The 17,943-nt window shown below is 38.5% G+C and carries 14 protein-coding genes; 5 read left to right on the top strand and 9 right to left on the bottom strand.

Annotated features, from left to right (window positions below):
- Position 1 precedes the first annotated feature (1 nt).
- The 6 genes from menD to OO013_RS17495 all read right to left on the bottom strand — a co-directional run bounded on the left by menD (position 2) and on the right by OO013_RS17495 (position 6,873).
- On the bottom strand, positions 2–1,690 hold the full coding sequence (gene menD, locus OO013_RS17520) for a 2-succinyl-5-enolpyruvyl-6-hydroxy-3-cyclohexene-1-carboxylic-acid synthase (RefSeq protein WP_266058284.1): 1,689 nt from the start codon (positions 1,688–1,690) through the stop codon (positions 2–4).
- A gap of 189 nt (positions 1,691–1,879) precedes the next feature.
- Positions 1,880–2,830 (bottom strand): transketolase family protein, encoded by a 951-nt coding sequence (locus OO013_RS17515; RefSeq protein WP_266058283.1) that lies wholly within the window; start codon positions 2,828–2,830, stop codon positions 1,880–1,882.
- Between the two features lie 66 nt (positions 2,831–2,896).
- Entirely contained in the window at positions 2,897–3,748 is an 852-nt protein-coding gene (locus OO013_RS17510; RefSeq protein ID WP_266058282.1) for a transketolase, read from the bottom strand.
- Positions 3,749–3,882: 134 nt separating this feature from the next.
- Entirely contained in the window at positions 3,883–4,332 is a 450-nt protein-coding gene (gene bcp / locus OO013_RS17505; RefSeq protein WP_266058281.1) for a thioredoxin-dependent thiol peroxidase, read from the bottom strand.
- A gap of 19 nt (positions 4,333–4,351) precedes the next feature.
- Positions 4,352–6,256, bottom strand: a complete 1,905-nt coding sequence (locus OO013_RS17500; protein WP_266058280.1) for a M23 family metallopeptidase — start codon at positions 6,254–6,256, stop codon at positions 4,352–4,354.
- Positions 6,257–6,261: 5 nt separating this feature from the next.
- Positions 6,262–6,873 carry a fumarylacetoacetate hydrolase family protein gene (locus OO013_RS17495; RefSeq protein ID WP_266058279.1) on the bottom strand — a complete coding sequence of 204 codons (612 nt, stop codon included), beginning with the start codon at positions 6,871–6,873 and terminating at the stop codon, positions 6,262–6,264.
- Between the two features lie 95 nt (positions 6,874–6,968).
- On the opposite strand from OO013_RS17495, the gene OO013_RS17490 reads away from it, so the two are divergent.
- The 4 genes from OO013_RS17490 to OO013_RS17475 all read left to right on the top strand — a co-directional run bounded on the left by OO013_RS17490 (position 6,969) and on the right by OO013_RS17475 (position 11,478).
- On the top strand, positions 6,969–7,766 hold the full coding sequence (locus OO013_RS17490; protein WP_266058278.1) for a M48 family metallopeptidase: 798 nt from the start codon (positions 6,969–6,971) through the stop codon (positions 7,764–7,766).
- Between the two features lie 215 nt (positions 7,767–7,981).
- Positions 7,982–9,772 (top strand): glycoside hydrolase family 15 protein, encoded by a 1,791-nt coding sequence (locus OO013_RS17485; RefSeq protein WP_266058277.1) that lies wholly within the window; start codon positions 7,982–7,984, stop codon positions 9,770–9,772.
- On the top strand, positions 9,769–10,710 hold the full coding sequence (locus OO013_RS17480; protein ID WP_266058276.1) for an alpha/beta hydrolase: 942 nt from the start codon (positions 9,769–9,771) through the stop codon (positions 10,708–10,710). The genes OO013_RS17485 and OO013_RS17480 overlap by 4 nt, the downstream gene beginning before the upstream one ends.
- A 51-nt stretch (positions 10,711–10,761) precedes the next feature.
- Entirely contained in the window at positions 10,762–11,478 is a 717-nt protein-coding gene (locus OO013_RS17475; RefSeq protein ID WP_266058275.1) for an SDR family oxidoreductase, read from the top strand.
- A 49-nt stretch (positions 11,479–11,527) separates the two neighbouring features.
- On the opposite strand, the gene OO013_RS17470 is transcribed toward OO013_RS17475, so the two are convergent.
- The 3 genes from OO013_RS17470 to OO013_RS17460 form a co-directional block, all read right to left on the bottom strand.
- Positions 11,528–13,723: a bifunctional alpha,alpha-trehalose-phosphate synthase (UDP-forming)/trehalose-phosphatase gene (locus tag OO013_RS17470; RefSeq protein WP_266058274.1), complete on the bottom strand. Its 2,196-nt coding sequence runs from the start codon at positions 13,721–13,723 to the stop codon at positions 11,528–11,530.
- A gap of 119 nt (positions 13,724–13,842) precedes the next feature.
- Complete coding sequence (locus tag OO013_RS17465; RefSeq protein WP_266058273.1) at positions 13,843–14,649, bottom strand: 3'-5' exonuclease; 807 nt, start codon at positions 14,647–14,649, stop codon at positions 13,843–13,845.
- A gap of 2 nt (positions 14,650–14,651) precedes the next feature.
- Positions 14,652–16,016: a UDP-N-acetylmuramate--L-alanine ligase gene (locus tag OO013_RS17460; protein WP_266058272.1), complete on the bottom strand. Its 1,365-nt coding sequence runs from the start codon at positions 16,014–16,016 to the stop codon at positions 14,652–14,654.
- 259 nt (positions 16,017–16,275) lie between these two features.
- Here OO013_RS17460 and dnaB point away from each other — a divergent pair, with 259 nt between their 5' ends.
- Positions 16,276–17,901, top strand: a complete 1,626-nt coding sequence (gene dnaB / locus OO013_RS17455) for a replicative DNA helicase (RefSeq protein WP_266058271.1) — start codon at positions 16,276–16,278, stop codon at positions 17,899–17,901.
- Positions 17,902–17,943: the final 42 nt, after the last annotated feature.

Raw genomic sequence — 17,943 nt, 5'->3', positions numbered from 1 at the left:
TTTATTGAAATAATGCTTTAAATACCTTTTTATTCTCTTCAGGTTCAGTAAATATTTCTATAATAAGGCGGCCAACTGACGTATTGATTAGTCCTTTAGCTTCTTGCAGTTGTTCAACCCTTGTGCACCTGAAATATTGAAGTTTATGATCCCTGGCAATATTTTTTGCAGTCAGCATCTGCCTGGTTTCAAACCATTCTTTGTTCTCCGGTTGCTTAGAAGGGCCATCGATTAAACCAAAAATGCCTCCGGAATGATTGTTCATTATTACTATACACAGATTTTTATAACCATAGTTATGCCATAAGCTATTGCGGTCATAGAAAAACGAAAGGTCACCTGTTAATATCACATTATATCTTGCAGGTTCAATTATTGCATGACCTGATGCTGTGGAGATTGTTCCATCTATGCCACTAGTACCTCTGTTGGCAATGACATTTATATTTTTCCCTTTTCCTGAAATAAAGTTTGCCCATCTGACAGGCATACTATTTGCCAAATGAAGCTTTGAGTTTTCCGGAAGGCTTTCAAAGACTGCCTTACTTACTAATAATTCGTTTAGATATGTTTTATATTCACTTAATACCTTCCCAAGTTTTCTTTCAGTTTTTTCTTCTTTAGCTCTCCATAATTCTAAATATTTTGAATCTTTACTTTCCCAGTCCCTGGTTTGAGCTAGAAATTGATCGATTTCCAGATCTATTGTTCGGGTTAGATTTTGCAGTGGATCGGATAAAAATTCATTAATGCCCACATACCAGTGTTCTTGCTTCTTGTTTACCGTTTTTCTTAAGTATAGCTTAGTATTTTTGCTAATTATTGATTTACCAAAACTGATAATAAGGTCAGGGTTTAGTTTTGCATACTCACTTTGCTTAAGTGTTTTAAGAAAAATGTCTGCTTTAGTAATTCCTGTTTCAACATTATAGCAATTGCTTATTATGTCTGTGATTACAGGGATGTTCTTCTCTTTTGCCCAATCAGATAGTTTTTTCCTGGTTTCATCATTAATATTTGACTGACCTGCGAGAATTAATATTTTTTTACCTTGCTTATATTTTTGATGAAGCTCAATTAAGGTGTTTTCAGGAATCGCTCTGATGGTTTCACTGTTTTCTATTATACGGACATTTTTCTCATATACGAATTTTTCTCCAGGTTCAGGATAAAAAGGTTCTCTCAGAGGTATGTTTACATGCACCGGCCCACACGGATGTTTTTTTGCTTCTATGAATGCCTCGTTTATTATCCTGTTTGATCGCCATTGAGCATCTTCATGACTGGTGTCAACCGGAAGTTCAAATGATCTTTTTATATGATTTGAATAAAGATTACTCTGCCTGATCGTCTGGCCATCCCATTGATCGATCCACTCCGGAGGCCGGTCAGCCGTTAAAATCACCATGGGAATCTGTCTGTAATATGCCTCCGTTACAGCAGGGATGTAGTTAGAAGCTGCAGTTCCTGAAGTACAGGCTATTACCACAGGTGAGTTTGATGCTTCAGCCATACCCAATGCAGCAAAGGCTGCACTTCTTTCGTCTGACAGCGTAAAACATTCTATTTTTCTATACCTGGTAAAAGCCAGTGTTAAAGGTGCAACCCTGGATCCTGGAGATAATACTGCATATTTGGCCCCATGGGCTTCGGCAATTACTGGTATTTGGTTAATGTGTTTTAAAATCATAGGCACGGTAAAAATATAAAACATACCCTAAACCCGAATTAAACAATCGAATAAATTCTCTTATGAATCAAAATATTCTACTGCTTTGAAAGCTGAGGTTTTGAGCAAAAGCCAGATTACTTAACTATTTTGATCAATAAAAAAGCCCTGACGTTGAGGTCAGGGCTTCGGATTATAAGTTGATTGTACTTATTTTCTTTTGATTACTTTTTGAGCCGCTTCTACGATAGCCTCAGGGCTAAGTCCGTATTTTGCTAACAACTCTTCAGGCTTACCACTTTCACCAAATGAATCATTTACTCCAATGATTTCAAGCGGAGCAGGTAATTCTCTGGAAAGTACAGAAGCAACACTTTCTCCAAGACCACCATTGATCTGGTGCTCTTCAGCAGTTACTGCACAACCTGTTTTTTTAACTGATTCGATGATCGCTTCACGATCGATCGGCTTGATCGTGTGAATGTTGATGACTTCAGCATTGATGCCCATTTCTTCAAGTTTAGCTTCAGCTTCAATAGCATACCATACCATGTGGCCGGTAGCGAAAATTGTCACATCGCTTCCCTCGATCATTTTGATCGCTTTACCGATTTCAAATGTCTGGTCTTCAGGAGTGAAGACAGGCCATTTTGGACGACCAAATCTTAAATAAACCGGGCCTTCATGCTTCGCTATAGCAAGTGTAGCAGCCTTGGTCTGATTGTAATCACATGGGTTAATCACGGTCATATGCGGAAGCATTTTCATCATTCCAACATCCTCAAGGATCTGGTGTGTAGCACCATCTTCTCCAAGAGTAAGACCTGCGTGAGAAGCACAAATTTTTACATTTTTTCCTGAATAGGCTATTGACTGTCTGATCTGGTCATAAACCCGGCCAGTACTGAAGTTTGCAAATGTTCCTGTGAATGGAATTTTACCTCCGATTGTCATACCGGCAGCAAGGCCCATCATATTAGCTTCTGCAATACCTGTTTGATAAAATCTTTCAGGAAATTCGTTTTGGAATGCTCCCATTTTTAGCGATCCGGTAAGGTCTGCACAAAGAGCGACAATTCTTTCGTCTTGCTTTCCGGCTTCTAATAAACCATCACCGAATCCCGAGCGTGTATCTTTCTTTTCAGTAAAAGAGAATTTCATCGATTTATATTTTTGAAGGGCGAACCCTTTAATTCTTAATTTGATTTAAAAGTTATTGGGGGAAGATTAATAGTCTCCTAAAGTTTCTTCCAGTTGACCAAGAGCCTGCTCTAATTGTTCGTCATTAGGAGCAACACCGTGCCATTTGTGAGTTCCTACCATGAAATCAATAGGGAATCCCATTTCAGTACTCATTAAATTAACTACAGGTCTTCCTTTTCTTGTCAGACTGTGTGCGTGTTTCATGGCTTTAACAATACTGTCCATGTCATTACCATTAGACTCAACTACAGTCCATCCAAAAGATTCCCACTTTGCTTTTAAATCGGCAAGATCCATAACATCTTTTGTTGGTCCGTCGATTTGCTGACCATTGTAATCTATGGTTGCAACCAGGTTGTCTATTTTGTGGTGTGATGCATACATTGCTGCTTCCCAAACCTGACCTTCCTGAAGTTCGCCATCACCCATCAAAACGTAGACAGTGTGATTATCATCATTAAGCTTTTTAGCCTGAGCAGCTCCTGCGGCTACTGAAAGTCCCTGGCCTAAAGATCCGGATGCCACTCTGATGCCCGGAAGTCCTTCTTCTGTAGCAGGGTGACCTTGTAAACGGCTATCGATTTTTCTGAACGTTGACAGTTCGCTTACATCGAAGAATCCTGCGTGGGCCAAAGTACTGTACCAAACCGGGGAAATATGACCGTTTGATAAGAAAAACAGGTCTTCATTAATACCGTCCGGTTTGAAAGGGACTTTGTAGTCCATAATTTCAAAATACATGGCTACGAAATAATCCGTACAACCCAAAGACCCGCCAGGGTGTCCTGATTGTACAGCGTGAACCATGCGTAAAACGTCTCTTCTGACTTGTGAAGCCAGGTTTTGTAACTTTTCAATATCTACTTGCTGCTCCATGCTTTTTGCTGAGGATAATGTTATTTATATCAAACAGGCCGCAAGATACATGAAAAATCAATCATTTCCATGAAATCTTGCGGCCTAATACCTGATTATATCAGTATATAATTACACAGTATTATTTTGTGTAATTATTTGAGTATCTGTGACGTATGTTCTTTCGTTTTAACCTTCTTAATTATGTCTTCAATTTTGCCTTCCTCATCGATAATAAAGGTAGTTCTTTGTGTTCCCATGTATTTTCTTCCGTACATATTTTTCTCTACCCAGGTGCCATATTTTTCATGAACTTCTTTGTCAGTATCGGCAAGTAGGGTAAATGGAAGGTCTTGCTTTTCAATAAATTTCCTGTGTTTTGCTTCATCATCAGAACTGATGCCAAGAACTTCATAGCCTTCATTTTGCAAAGCCTCATAGTTATCTCTAAGATTACAAGCCTGGGCAGTACAACCAGGTGTAGCATCTTTCGGGTAAAAATACAATACCACTTTTTTACCTCTGAAATCAGAGAGTTTTACTTTATTACCGTCCTGATCATTTACTTCAAAATCCGGCGCCTTATCGCCAATTTCTAATGCCATAATCGTTTGCTTTTTTGGTTTATAATTGTGTGTTGTATTCTTTTATGTTTCCTGCATTATCAGTAACTCTCAGTAATAACTTGCCTTTAAAAGGAATGTTTGGGTCTAGTTTTTCTGACTCGATCAGTTTTCTTTTATAATCATACTTCATTAACACCCATTCCCCATCCACATAAAGATCGTAAGTATTAATTCCTGACATATCATCATCAATGACGAATCTTAGAGAGTTTTGATTCAATGTTATCGCCCTGATGTCAGGTTTCTCATTATCTTCTCTGATTGTGAAATCACCAAAATATCTTGTGTAAAAAGTGAAAGCATCTCCCGATCTTTCCCCTCCTTCATAGCTAAACCATCTTCCATTGTTTCCTATTCGGTAAACTCCGGCCTTGTCGCTATATTCTTTTTTTGGTTTTAGTGTTACGGCCATGCTTTTTCTCAAAGGAACTGTATGGTCTCCAATAGAAAATTTTTCAATTTCTTTAACCGAATCGTATTCGTAACTGTATTCCAGGTAAAGAGTGTCAAATCCTGATCTGTATGGAAAATTAATATTCGCAGTTTTGCTGTAAAAATTATAGCTGGTTTTGTTAGGGATTGTCGCAACGAAATCAAATGTATGTGAAACTTCATTGATCATTGCGGAATCAGGTGTACCCCAATTTAAATCCCAGATATAAAATTTTGCATTGGATGTAATATATGCAGGAGTCTCATAGTGTTTTTGAAATCCTGAATAGATCACAATGCTGTCAGGACTTTCCGTTTTTGGAGTTGATATGATTAGGTTATTTCTTTTTCTGTCAATTTCATAAGGCACATCAACTGCAGTATATAGGGCAGAAGGGTCTGATTTTTCTCCAAATAATTTGAAAGAGGCAACAGAAGTATTTCCATAAGCATCTTTCAGATTTATTTTATAATCTTTTTGATCACCTTCAGAAAGTTCAACAATTCCCTTACCTAAAGATCTGTCATAAAACGGTAAGGGGTTATCATCTTCAATATATAGCTTGTTAAACATTCCACTGCCATTTACTTTGGCAGCATAATTTGTGTGAATAAGGATATCTCTCTGATCACTAAAAGAAAAATAGTTCAGAGACTGATCAAAAAGGATTTGGTCATTTTCAAATAACTGAACTACAGGGACGCCGTTTTGGTTGGGTACCCCATTAAATTTATCGTAGGCTTTTACTTCAATACCCACCGGGCCTTCGATGTTGATGTTTTTATTGATATAATAATCATTCCCTCTTCTTGATGGTCTTACCTCTAATCGCTCGTACTTACCATTGATCCTGGTATCTTTACTTAGCGGTTCAAATGCAATTTCATATAGAGTAGGAGGAATCTGATCTACAATTTCTTTTTTGTAATTATTAAAAAGAGGATTTATAGGTCGTTGTTTTTCATCGCGAATTTCAAAATGTAAATGAGGTCCGGAGCTTGAGCCTGAATTTCCACTTAAAGCAATTAGCTCTCCTTTATTATAACTGAACTGACCTTCCTGCGGAAAAAGTTCGATCTCAAAGGTTTTTTTGTCGTACTGCTGCTGTCTAACCCATTTAGCCAATTCTGGTTCAAATTCACTTAAATGAGCATATACTGTGGTATAACCATTCGGGTGAGAAAGGTAAATGACGTTACCATATCCTGAAGTCGATACTTTTATTCGGGAGACATATCCTCCTGTAGCAGCATATACATCCCATCCTTCAACTCCACCTGTCTTAATGTCCAGACCACCATGGAAATGGGTAGATCTTAATTCACCCATTGTTCCTGCAAGATAGTTACGGTTATGCGGATTCATCGGGAATAGATACGAACCTTCAGATGGTTCATAAGACTGCCCAAATACTCCAATTGTCTGAAAGATCATAAAAATGATCAAAGTTGCCCTGAAAAAGTCACCCATATTAATTATTTTATTTCGAAATCAAGCATTTTTTTTCCTTCTAAAAATCCGGTTAATCTATCACCTTTTTTAACCGGCCCGACTCCTTTTGGAGTACCGGTAAAAATTATATCTCCTGTACTAAGTGTAATGTATTTTGAAATGTGAGCAATCAACTCATCGATCTTATACATCATTAATGACGTATTTCCCTTTTGTTTGGTTTCTCCATTTACCTGAAGTTCGAAGTTCAGGTCTTGAATATCCTCGAATTCAGTTTTAGGAATAAATTCTGAAATCGGGGCAGAACCGTTGAATCCTTTTGCTATCGCCCAGGGAAGCCCCTTCGATTTGGCTTCTGACTGTAGATCTCTGGCTGTAAAGTCTATTCCCAAACCCACCGAATCATAATATTTATGAGCGAATTTAGGCTGGATACTTTTTCCCTGCTTGCAAATTCTTATGATCACTTCGATCTCATGGTGGATATCATTACTGTAGTCCGGATAATAAAAAGGATCGTTATTTTTCAATAATGCTGTATCCGGTTTAGTAAAGATTACCGGATTATCCGGGATCTCGTTGTTCAATTCTTTAATATGATCAACATAATTTCTGCCAATTGCCAGAATTTTCATATTTTATATAATAAGTTTAAGCTATGATTTATTAAGTTTCAATACGCCAAATTCAAAGTTAATATTATATTATCAAAAATTTGAAGTCAAAAACCATGAAGAAAGTACTTGCAATATTTTTCGTGGCAATTATCGCTTATGGATGTGCCACGGTCCCAGTTACAGGAAGAAGACAATTAAGTCTGGTAAGTAATGAAGAACTTATACCAGTTGCTTTTCAGCAATATGATCAGTTTCTCGATACTGCCAGGGTAGTTACAGGAACCAGAAATGCCCAGATGGTTAAAAATGTCGGGCATGAAATTCAAGCTGCTGTCGAACAATATTTAAGAAATAATAATTCCTTAGAGGTTATCGATGGGTTTGAATGGGAATTTAAACTGGTCAATGAAGATATAGCCAATGCCTGGTGTCTGCCAGGTGGTAAGGTTGCCTTTTATGAAGGAATAATGCCAATTTGTGAGGATGAAGCGGGTGTAGCAGTGGTCATGGGGCATGAAATTGCTCACGCTATAGCTAATCACGGTAGAGAACGGATCAGTAATGCTATGGTATTACAAGGAGCATTCGGGACTTTTGGAGCACTTATGGGCCAAAATCCTTCTGCAGGAGAGCAATTAATTCTTCAGGCTTTCGGAGTGGGTGGCCAATTAGGAATGCTTAAATTTTCCAGAAAGCACGAATCTGAAGCCGATGAAATCGGATTAATATTTATGGCAATTGCCGGTTATGATCCCAGAGAAGCAGTTGATTTCTGGGGCAGGATGGCTGAAAAATCCGGAGGTCAGCAACCGCCTGAATTCATAAGTACTCACCCAAGTCACGATACCCGAATATCAGATTTGAAGGAATTGATGCCGAAGGCAATGGAATATTACAATAAAAATAAATAAGGATCATTCTAGAAAAAGCCCGGAAGCATAAGTTTTTGGGCTTTTTATTTTTTTACCCCTTTGAATGGTCTAACTTTTATAAATTTTACATTTAATCATCAAAAACTTAAATGATTGTTGGATGTTAGACCTGTAAGTTCTATTTCTTAGATAATGATTTCAAGATTCGGTTTAAACCGGTTAACCTTGACCTTTTACAGGAAAGATAAAGCTTAATGAAAAAGAAGAAACATATTTATCCTCACGCTATAGTCGGAAACTGTGCTTTTCTGGCATATGTAAATAAGAATACTAACATCGATTGGATGTGCTGGCCCCGCTTTGACAGCTCGTTTATCTTCGGAAGGATGCTTGACCAGCGTAAAGGTGGTGAGTTTTCAATTCTTCCTGATGATGACGGTGGGTTTAGTACCAATCAATACTATATAGAAAACACAAATGTTGTCAGAACAGAAATTGAAACTTCTGATGGTAGTTACAGGGTAACAGACTTCGCACCCAGGTTTTATCAGAATGACCGGTATTACAAACCGCTGATGATGATCAGAAAGATCGAACCGCTATCCGGAACTCCACGGATAAAAGTCAAATGCAATCCGGTTGGTAATTATGGTGAGATAGAGCCAGAAGCGCACAGAGGTAGTAACCACATTGAGTACCTTGGACTTGAACAGAACTTAAGGCTTACTACCAATATTTCCCTGACTTATATTGAGGATGAAAGAGGGTTTGTGCTGAATGAGCCAAAGTACCTTGTTTTAACCTATGGGGCACCTTTGGAAGCATCAATTGAGCGTACATCAGAAAGATTTATGAATGAAACCATCTTATATTGGAGGGGATGGGTTAAAAGTACCAGTATTGGTAATTTCTATCAGAAGGTTATTATTCGGTCAGCTCTGGCATTAAAAATTCATCAATACGAAGATACCGGTGCTATTATAGCAGCTGGTACTACTTCATTACCTGAAGCTCCAGGAAGTACTCGTAATTGGGATTACCGGTATTGCTGGATGAGAGATACTTTTTATACTTTAAATGCATTTAATAGTATTGGTCACTTCGAAGAAGTAGAACAATATTTTCAATATATCGCTAACATTTCAGTTCAGGAAAGTGAAAGATTTCAGCCACTATATAGTATAAGTGGTGAAAAATCTCTTATTGAACACATTCTCGATCTCGAGGGGTATATGGGTAACCAGCCAGTTAGGATTGGTAATCAGGCTTATGAACATATTCAAAATGATGTATATGGTCAGGTTTTAGTGTCATTGTTACCTCTTTATATCGATAACAGGTTTATAATAGACGAACGTGCAGGAAGCCATAAGTTGATCAATAAAATGCTTGGCCTTATTAATAAAACGCTCGACGAGCCGGATGCTGGATTATGGGAATTCAGGACTCTCGCACAAGAGCATTGCTATACCAATCTTTTTCAATGGGCAGGTGCAAGTGCTGCCTTAAAGATCGGACGGCACCTCAAGGATGAAGAGATCATTTCTCAGGCGCAAGACCTTGTTTCAAGATCTACTAAAAAGATCGAAAAATGCTGGGATGAGGAAAGAGGTGTTTATACACAGGCCATAGGAAGTAAGCATCTTGATGCATCTACTCTTCAAATGATCATGATGAATTATATCCCGCATAATAGTGATAAGGCTAAAAGCCATTTGAAAAACCTGGAAATGGAACTGGCTGCCGATAGTGGATTATTTTACAGATATAAACATGCTGATGATTTCGGTACACCTGAAACTACATTTTTGATTACCGCTTTCTGGTATGTTGAAGCCCTGACTTGTGTCGGCAGAATTGAAGAAGCTATAAAGATCTTTGAAGAATTGATCAGTTTTGAAAATCACGTGGGTTTATTAAGTGAGGACGTTGATGCAGAATCGGGTTCTCAGTGGGGTAATTTCCCGCAAGCTTATAGTCATGTAGGGTTAATAAATGCAGCAACAAGAATTTCCAGAAAGTTAGATAAACCCTCATTTTTATGATAAGAGTTTTATTATTTATTCTGATCTTATTTCCTTTTACTTTTATTAGTGGTCAGACCGAAAAAGTTATTTCTATTACCAGGGATAGCCTTGATTTGACAGGAACTCTTCTTTTACCGGAAACTTCTGAGAAAGATGTTTTGGTTATTATTACTCCCGGGTCAGGTCCTGTAAATCAGGATGGTAATATGCAGATGATGCAAACTTCTTATCTCAAGGTGCTTGCTGAAGAACTCGCAAAGGAAGGTTTTGCCTCATTTAGATATAATAAGCGTTCAATTGCTTTGTTGGAAAGTGGTAAGATCAGCGAGCTCATCACATTTGATGATTTTATAAATGATCTGGAGGCCTGGAGCTTGCAATTAGATAGCTTAATGCCTGATCATGAGCAAGTTTTACTTGGACATAGTCAGGGAGGTCTGGTTTCTATGGTGGTAGCAGCAAGGGAAAAAGCCAAGGTTAAGGGCGTTATCAGTCTTTGTGGTCAGGGTTATAGAATCGATAAAGTATTAATGGAACAGCTTGAACCCCAGGGGCCGGGAATTTTAAAATTAAGCCGCAGCTATCTGGATACTTTGATTGCAGGGGATTCAATCAGACAACCGCATTTATTGTTGAAGTCTATTTTTAATCCACAGGCACAGTACTTTATAAAAACGTGGTTAAAATATGATCCTTCGGAAGTAATTAAACAGATCGATGTCCCGGTGCTTCTGATTGCTGGTACTAAGGATTTACAGGTTAAACCAGAACAATTAAAAGATCTGTCAAAGAAAAGTAAGAATGCTGAATATAAGGAAATTGAAGATATGAATCATGTCCTGAAGGAAATTGAAGGCGGTTATCAGCAGAATCTGGATAGTTACTTTAATGAAGGGCCTTTGCATGATATGCTAATCCCGGTATTGACTACTTTTATAAAGAAGGAGGTTAAATAAACAAGTCCCGACTACTGTTGTTAGAACTTAAAGTATAACAAAAATTTGGACATGGAAATTAAAGGCAAAACTGTATTAATCACAGGAGCAAGTAGTGGTATCGGAGAAGCTACAGCAAGGCTTCTGGCAGAAAAAGGAGCAACTGTTGTATTAGGTGCAAGACGACAAGATGAAATTGAAAAAACAGCTTCAGAGATAGGAGAGAAGGCACTGGCGATACAGGTAGACGTAACAGATAAATCCCAGGTTAAAAACTTCATTAATCAGGCAGTTGAAAAATTTGGTAGTATTGATGTCCTGATTAATAATGCAGGTGTAGGTTATCTTGGACCTGTAGCAGAAGGTGAATTGGAGGATTTTCATAATATGTTTGATGTGAATGTGAAAGGCCTGCTTTCATGTATTCATTATTCTTTACCATATCTGCTTAAATCTTCCGGGCATATAATCAATCTTGCAAGTGTCGCAGCCCATGATGTTTTCCCGGGAAGTGTGGTATATGCAGCTAGTAAACATGCTGTTGATGTAATCACAAGAGGAATCAGACTCGAGTTAAGAGATAAGGTCAGAATCAGCAATATATCCCCTGGTGCGGTAGATACGGAGTTTAAGGATCATACTCACCATGAAGAAACAGCCGAAAAATTTAAAGACTATTTTTCAGGTATTGTTTTGGAAAGTGCGGATATAGCCAAAAATATTTATTACATACTTTCACAACCTGACCATGCAGTGATCAATGAAATGATTATCAGACCTGATAGATAAAAAAAAGCCGGATTATACCGGCTTTTTATAATATTATCATTGATTTTTATTATAGCAAACTTTTAAGCAGGACACGTACCTGGGCGTGATCTTCTACCGAGTAGTCAGCGTTAGAATTACCGATACCTACCTTTATAGTAAAAGCTTCATCAGGCATCACGCTGAAAGTATCCTCATCTGTCTTATCATCTCCGATCGCAAGATTAAATTCTGCTGGAAATTTTTCTATCCACTTCTGTGCAGCCCGGCCTTTATTAACCTGACTATTTTTTATCTCAACTACCATGTCTCCTTCAAGAACCATCAGGTCCAGGGGAGCAGCCAGGTATTTAAGGTGCGAAGTTAATTCTCTGGCCCTCATTTCGCCTAGTCCGGTTTCCACTTTTCTATAATGCCAGGCTAGAGAAAAGTCTTTTTCCTCGATAAATGATCCCGGAGTACGATCAACATATCTATCTAGAACAGGTTTTATCTGATCTTTCCAGGAAGGGTCTAATTTGGTTATGTTTTTCCAGTTTGAGCCTTTTTCCCTCAGCCAGACGCCATGTTCGCAAATTAAGTCTATGTCAAGACCGCCAAGCCATTCGTTAAGTGTGTTTTTATCTCTACCTGAAATAACAACCACCCTGTTTTTGTCATCCTTGCTTAAGTCATCAAGAAGAGAGACCAGTTCTTCATCCGGAGCAACTTTTTTCGGATCATTATTAAATCCTACAAGAGTCCCGTCATAATCTAAAAATAAAACTCTGGAATCAGCCTTTCTGTATTCATCCTTAATTACTCCGATGGCATTCAGGTCAATCATTTTAGTTGCTTGTTGTTTTTGTTCTTCCTTGATAAAAGTTAATCTATCCATAAATAGTTTTACCCAGTGATGAATGTTGTATTTTTTTATCGAGTCATTCATAATGTCCAGATGCTTTTTTTGCTCTGGTGCTGGCATTGTCAGGGCACGGTATAACGCTTCGACCAATTGCTTCTGGTTATTTGGATTAACCAATATAGCATCGCTTAACTCCTTGGCAGCTCCGGCCATTTCACTAAGAATCAGTACACCACGACCTTCGTGCGCCTTGCTTGCTATATATTCCTTGCAGACCAGGTTCATTCCATCACGCATAGGTGTTACCAGTGCCACGTCACTCATGCCATAAAAAGCAGAAATAGCATTGATAGGGAGTGACCGGTAGAAGTAATGAATGGGAGTCCATTTAATACGGCTGAATTTCCCGTTTATCCGGCCAACTAGTAATTCTATTTCCTCTTTTAATTTTTTGTATTTCTCCACTTTATCCCTTGAAGGAACAACTTGAAGAAGTAAGGATATCTTTTCCCTGTATTCCGGGTAATTAGTTAAAAAGGCTTCAAATGCAGCCAGTCTTTGAGGTATTCCTTTACTGTAATCCAGCCTGTCCATTGAAAGGATCAACCGTACGTCTCCCAGTGATTCCCGATAGCGTTTTTCTCTTTCTGCAGTTTCGTCTGATATGGCGAGACCTGAGTATTTTTCATAATCGATTCCCATAGGAAAACTGTCAACCAGGACGGACCGGTTTCCTACCTCAATGATTCCACTTGAATTACTTTTAGCTACAACACGGCTTACGGCACTTAAAAAGTGACGCATATCATCATAGGTATGGAACCCGATGAGATCTGCTCCAAACATTCCCTGGATCAGTTCTCTTCTCCATGGCAGGAGTCTGAAAACCTCAAATGAAGGGAATGGTATGTGCTGGAAAAAGCCAATTGTTATATCCGGGAATTTTTCCCTTATCATCTGGGGTACAAGTAGCAGCTGGTAGTCGTGGACCCAGACAATATCACCTTTTTCTGCAATGCTGACAACAGCATCGGCAAACTTTTGATTTACCCTTTTGTAGCTTTCCCAGAATTCAGGTTCATATACAGCGTATTGAGAAAAGTAGTGGTATGTTGGCCAGAGTGTTTCATTGCTGAACCCCTCGTAGTAGTTGTGAATTTCTTCCTGCGTTAGAAAGACAGGAAGCATGTTTTCTTGTTTAAGTCTCAGTGTAACATTCGATTCTTCAGTGGAATCTGAAAAAAATGCACCCGGCCATCCGACCCAAACATTATCACCTTCTTTATAAATTGAACCTAACCCTGTAGCAAGTCCACCTTCGCTGGCTTTAAATTTCATGCCTTCTGCTTTCTTTTCAACCCTCAAAGGCAACCTGTTGGAGACAATAATTATTTTTGACATAGCAGATTTGATTTCTGACATTTATACTACTAATAATTATCCAGTTCTCCTATAAAAAAACAGCCCTTTTAACTAATTAAACCCGATTTTTTAAAATCGATAATAGTTAAAAGGGCTGTTGAAAATATTGTAATTGCTAATTATTTCATGTTAAAATCGCGGAGCTTAATTTGCGTTAATTTCCTTTTAGTATCTAAAGGGAAATCACCTCGCATCATCCAGTCATAATATCCAGGTTCTTTCTTTAACACATCGCACACAAGTTTTCCACGGTGTTTGCCAAAGTTAAATACCTCTTCTCCTTTATTGTTGAAGACGATTCTTCCGGCCAGATCTACCATCTTTTTGTTAGTCAGTGCATGGATCTTGTCCATATCATTTTCAATCACACCGATTTTCTTGCCTAACAGATCTTCTACTTCCATGCCTTCGTACATTTTAAGCTGGGCATTCAAAACCTCCAGAGTTGCTAACGTATCAGCTTCGGCACTGTGGGCACCATCAAGGGTTTTGTCGCAATAGAATTTATAAGCAGCAGATAAAGTTCTCTTTTCCATCATGAAAAAGATCTTCTGAGCGTCAACAAGCTTTCTGTTGCTGAGATCAAAATCAATATCAGCTCTTAAAAATTCTTCGACAAGTACCGGAACATCAAATTTGACGATATTGTATCCGGCAAGGTCTGCGCCTTCAAGAAATTTGGCTAGTTCCTTTGCTACCTGTTTAAAAGTAGGAGCATCTTTGATATCCTCATCCCTGATACCATGAATTAAAGATACCTCTTCAGGAATTGGCATCTCCGGGTTTATTTTCATGGTTTTTATATCTTTAGTGCCATCCGGCATAGCCTTGACAATTGAAATTTCAACGATTCTGTCATGGCTGATATTAGTTCCTGTCGTTTCAAGATCAAAAAATGCCAGGGGGCTTTTAAGATTTAAATACATAGTTATAAAAGTTTTTCAGATAGGTTGTCGATGTTTATCCCGTCAAAATTTCCGGAGCTCATCATCAGTAAGTTAGCATTGTTTAGTTCCAGGCTTTCAAGGTAAGATCTAAGTTCTCCACTATCCTTGAATACCTTGATTTCACCATCATTGAAAGCTTCTTTGACCTCTTCAGGTTTAAGATCATCGAGTCCTTTTATTTCTATGGCTTTAGGATTGAAATAAACCAGCTTCTCATCTGCAGAATCTAGTTTTCCTTTGTATTCACTTAGGAAATCTTTGCTTAAGCTACTATAGGTATGCAACTCCATACAGGCGATTAGCTTGCGATTCGGATATTGATTTTTAAGTGCTTTGGTAGTAGCTTCGATCTTAGATGGAGCATGAGCATAGTCTTTGTAAACAGCACCACTGGTACTGTAACCTACGAGCTCCATTCTTTTTGAAGCACCTTTGAATGATCCGATTGCATCATAAAATTCCTTATCCTGAACTGAAATTCGAGACAGTACAGCTTTTGCTCCGGCTATATTCTGAAGGTTATGAATGCCAAAAATTTCTAATTTGATATCACCAAACTCAGTTTTCAAATATGTTTTGCCATCTTTTACATAATGATCCGGAGTAGTGTATGGCTCTCTTACAACGTCTTCTCTTTCTTTATTGCCAATAACACTGACAAGATTATCATCTTCATTAAAAACTAATGAGCCTGCCTTAGGTGTTTGATCAGCTAGTTTATCAAACTGGGCAACATAATTATCCCTGTCAGGATAAATATTGACATGATCCCAGTCAATGCCTGAAATCAGGGCTATGTGATGATGATAATGAAGGAACTTTGGAGTGTGATCAAGTGCTGAAGTAGAGTATTCATCGCCCTCAATTATGATCATTGGAGCATCAGAAAGCTTGACCATTGTTTCAAATCCTTCAACTTTCGCACCGACAAGATAGTCGAAAGGCTTTCCCAGTTTATTCAACACATGCATTATCATCGAAGTAATGGTAGTCTTTCCATGGCTCCCTGCAATGACAATGCGCTGCTTGTTTTTGCTTCGTTCATAAACGAACTCAGGGAAAGAATATATAGGTACATTCAATTCCTTTGCTTTTAACAATTCCGGATTATCCTGTTTGGCATGCATACCCAAAATCACTGCATCTATATCTGATGTTATTTTTTCAGGGTACCAGCCTTCTTTTTCAGGAAGTAATCCATGTTCTTTTAAAGTAGACTTTGAAGGTTCGAAAAAAGTATCGTCGGAACCTGTGACCTGATAGCCATCATTTTTCAGGTTTACAGCAAGGTTGTGCATTATGCTGCCGCCTATGGCGATAAAGTGAACTTTTTTTATGTTTTCCATTGGCAGTATTTATCTCAGTTAATCGTTATGTAGGGTAAAATTCCCTGTTTTATAGATACAAAGATATCATAATTTGTAAAAGTTCGTTTTCAAAATGGAATTGATTACGAATCTTTGCAGTTTAGTTTATTTAATATACTTAAATTTTAACAGGTTTCAGACTGATAATCAGGAATGTGGATAAGTCTGTGGATATTACGGTGGATAAAAACAATCCACTAAATGATTGATGGCTCAAATTAAAGTGTAGTTTTGTTTTATGGATAATGAAAATGTACTGGCAGGTAAAGGCAATAGGAAACAACGAAGGCCTGCTGTGCCAGAAAGTTTGAAGGGATTAGGGAAAGTGCCTCCCAAGGCAGTGGATCTGGAGCAGATTGTATTAGGAGCATTAATGCTCGAAAAGGATGCATTAACAGCAGTTATCGATGTGCTGCATCCTGAATCTTTTTATAAAGACCATCATAAAGAAATATATAAAGCGATCGTTACCCTCTTTAATGAGTCGGAACCGATCGATATGGAGACTGTTGTTAATCAGCTCCGTAAAAGTGGAACGTTAGAATTTGTTGGCGGCGCTTATTATATCGCAGAACTGACCTCGAGAGTCAACTCTGCAGCAAATATTGAAGCTCACGCAAGAATTATTGTTGAGCAGGCTATCAAGAGAGAATTGATCTCTGTCTCTTCCGAAATTCAGGAAATGGCATTCGAAGATACCACTGATGTATTTGAACTATTAGACAAGACCCAGGGACACTTGTTTGAGATCAGTGAGAAAAGTATCCGTAAGTCTTATGCCGATATGAAGTCGATCATGAAAGATGCCTTAACTGAGCTTGAGGCTAAGCGTGATCAAAAAGAAGGACTTACCGGAGTGCCTACAGGCTTTTCAGCTCTCGATAGAGTGACATCAGGATGGCAGAAATCAGACCTTGTAATTATTGCAGCTCGTCCGGGTATGGGTAAAACAGCTTTTGTAGTTTCAGCCATGCGGAATGCTGCAGTAGATTTTGCCAAGGGTGTAGCAATATTCTCTCTTGAGATGTCTGCCGTACAGCTGGTAAACAGGATGATCTCTGCTGAGGCAGAATTGGAATCTGAAAAACTTAAGAAGGGTAACCTCGAAGATTACGAATGGGAACAGCTTGTTCATAAAACTACCCAGCTTACTGAAGCTCCGATTTTCATTGATGATACTCCCGCCTTATCAGTTCTTGAGCTTCGGGCTAAATGTCGTCGATTGAAATCTCAGCATGATATTCAATTGGTCATCATTGACTACCTTCAGTTGATGCAGGGAGATTCATCAAGTAAAGGTAATCGTGAGCAGGAAATTGCAACTATTTCGCGTTCATTGAAAAATCTTGCTAAGGAGCTTAATGTGCCGGTAATTGCCCTGTCTCAGTTATCTCGTGCTGTGGAAACTCGTGGAGGAGATAAGCGACCGCAGCTATCAGACTTAAGGGAATCAGGTTCGATTGAGCAGGATGCGGATATGGTAATGTTCCTTTATCGTCCGGAATACTATGGTATTACTGAAGACGAAGATGGTATGCCGACTACTAACATGGGTGAGGTGATTATTGCCAAGCACAGAAATGGTTCACTGGATACTGTTAAGCTTAAATTTATCGGTAAATACACTCGATTTACAGATCTTGATGATAGCGGATTCCAAAATACTGCCGGTTCTGGTGGATTCTCTTCATTCGAAAATTCCGGCGGAGGATCCGGAGGAAATGACGGAGGAGCAATCTTTGGTTCTAAGATCAACGATGATTTTGATGATGAACTTCCGCCACCATCAGGAGGAGGATTTGGTTACGGACCAGGAGAAAAAGGCGGAGGCCTTGAGCCAACAGAAGATGATTCTCCATTCTAAAAAGGATTATAATTCAAGAAATATTGTTTGTTATAAAGGCCA

The sequence above is a fragment of the Mangrovivirga halotolerans genome, from assembly GCF_026241165.1.
Lineage (GTDB): Bacteria > Bacteroidota > Bacteroidia > Cytophagales > Cyclobacteriaceae > Mangrovivirga > Mangrovivirga halotolerans.
The sequence above is the reverse complement of the archived record's forward strand: the minus strand, read 5'-3'. Positions and strand labels throughout refer to the sequence as shown.

What these genes read in the sequence shown, in the direction of transcription:
- menD (WP_266058284.1), bottom strand. Translation starts at nt 1,690, where the DNA reads ATGATTTTAAAACACATTAACCAAATACCAGTAATTGCCGAAGCCCAT.
- OO013_RS17515 (WP_266058283.1), bottom strand. Translation starts at nt 2,830, where the DNA reads ATGAAATTCTCTTTTACTGAAAAGAAAGATACACGCTCGGGATTCGGT.
- OO013_RS17510 (WP_266058282.1), bottom strand. Translation starts at nt 3,748, where the DNA reads ATGGAGCAGCAAGTAGATATTGAAAAGTTACAAAACCTGGCTTCACAA.
- bcp (WP_266058281.1), bottom strand. Translation starts at nt 4,332, where the DNA reads ATGGCATTAGAAATTGGCGATAAGGCGCCGGATTTTGAAGTAAATGAT.
- OO013_RS17500 (WP_266058280.1), bottom strand. Translation starts at nt 6,256, where the DNA reads ATGGGTGACTTTTTCAGGGCAACTTTGATCATTTTTATGATCTTTCAG.
- OO013_RS17495 (WP_266058279.1), bottom strand. Translation starts at nt 6,873, where the DNA reads ATGAAAATTCTGGCAATTGGCAGAAATTATGTTGATCATATTAAAGAA.
- OO013_RS17490 (WP_266058278.1), top strand. Translation starts at nt 6,969, where the DNA reads ATGAAGAAAGTACTTGCAATATTTTTCGTGGCAATTATCGCTTATGGA.
- OO013_RS17485 (WP_266058277.1), top strand. Translation starts at nt 7,982, where the DNA reads ATGAAAAAGAAGAAACATATTTATCCTCACGCTATAGTCGGAAACTGT.
- OO013_RS17480 (WP_266058276.1), top strand. Translation starts at nt 9,769, where the DNA reads ATGATAAGAGTTTTATTATTTATTCTGATCTTATTTCCTTTTACTTTT.
- OO013_RS17475 (WP_266058275.1), top strand. Translation starts at nt 10,762, where the DNA reads ATGGAAATTAAAGGCAAAACTGTATTAATCACAGGAGCAAGTAGTGGT.
- OO013_RS17470 (WP_266058274.1), bottom strand. Translation starts at nt 13,723, where the DNA reads ATGTCAGAAATCAAATCTGCTATGTCAAAAATAATTATTGTCTCCAAC.
- OO013_RS17465 (WP_266058273.1), bottom strand. Translation starts at nt 14,649, where the DNA reads ATGTATTTAAATCTTAAAAGCCCCCTGGCATTTTTTGATCTTGAAACG.
- OO013_RS17460 (WP_266058272.1), bottom strand. Translation starts at nt 16,016, where the DNA reads ATGGAAAACATAAAAAAAGTTCACTTTATCGCCATAGGCGGCAGCATA.
- dnaB (WP_266058271.1), top strand. Translation starts at nt 16,276, where the DNA reads ATGGATAATGAAAATGTACTGGCAGGTAAAGGCAATAGGAAACAACGA.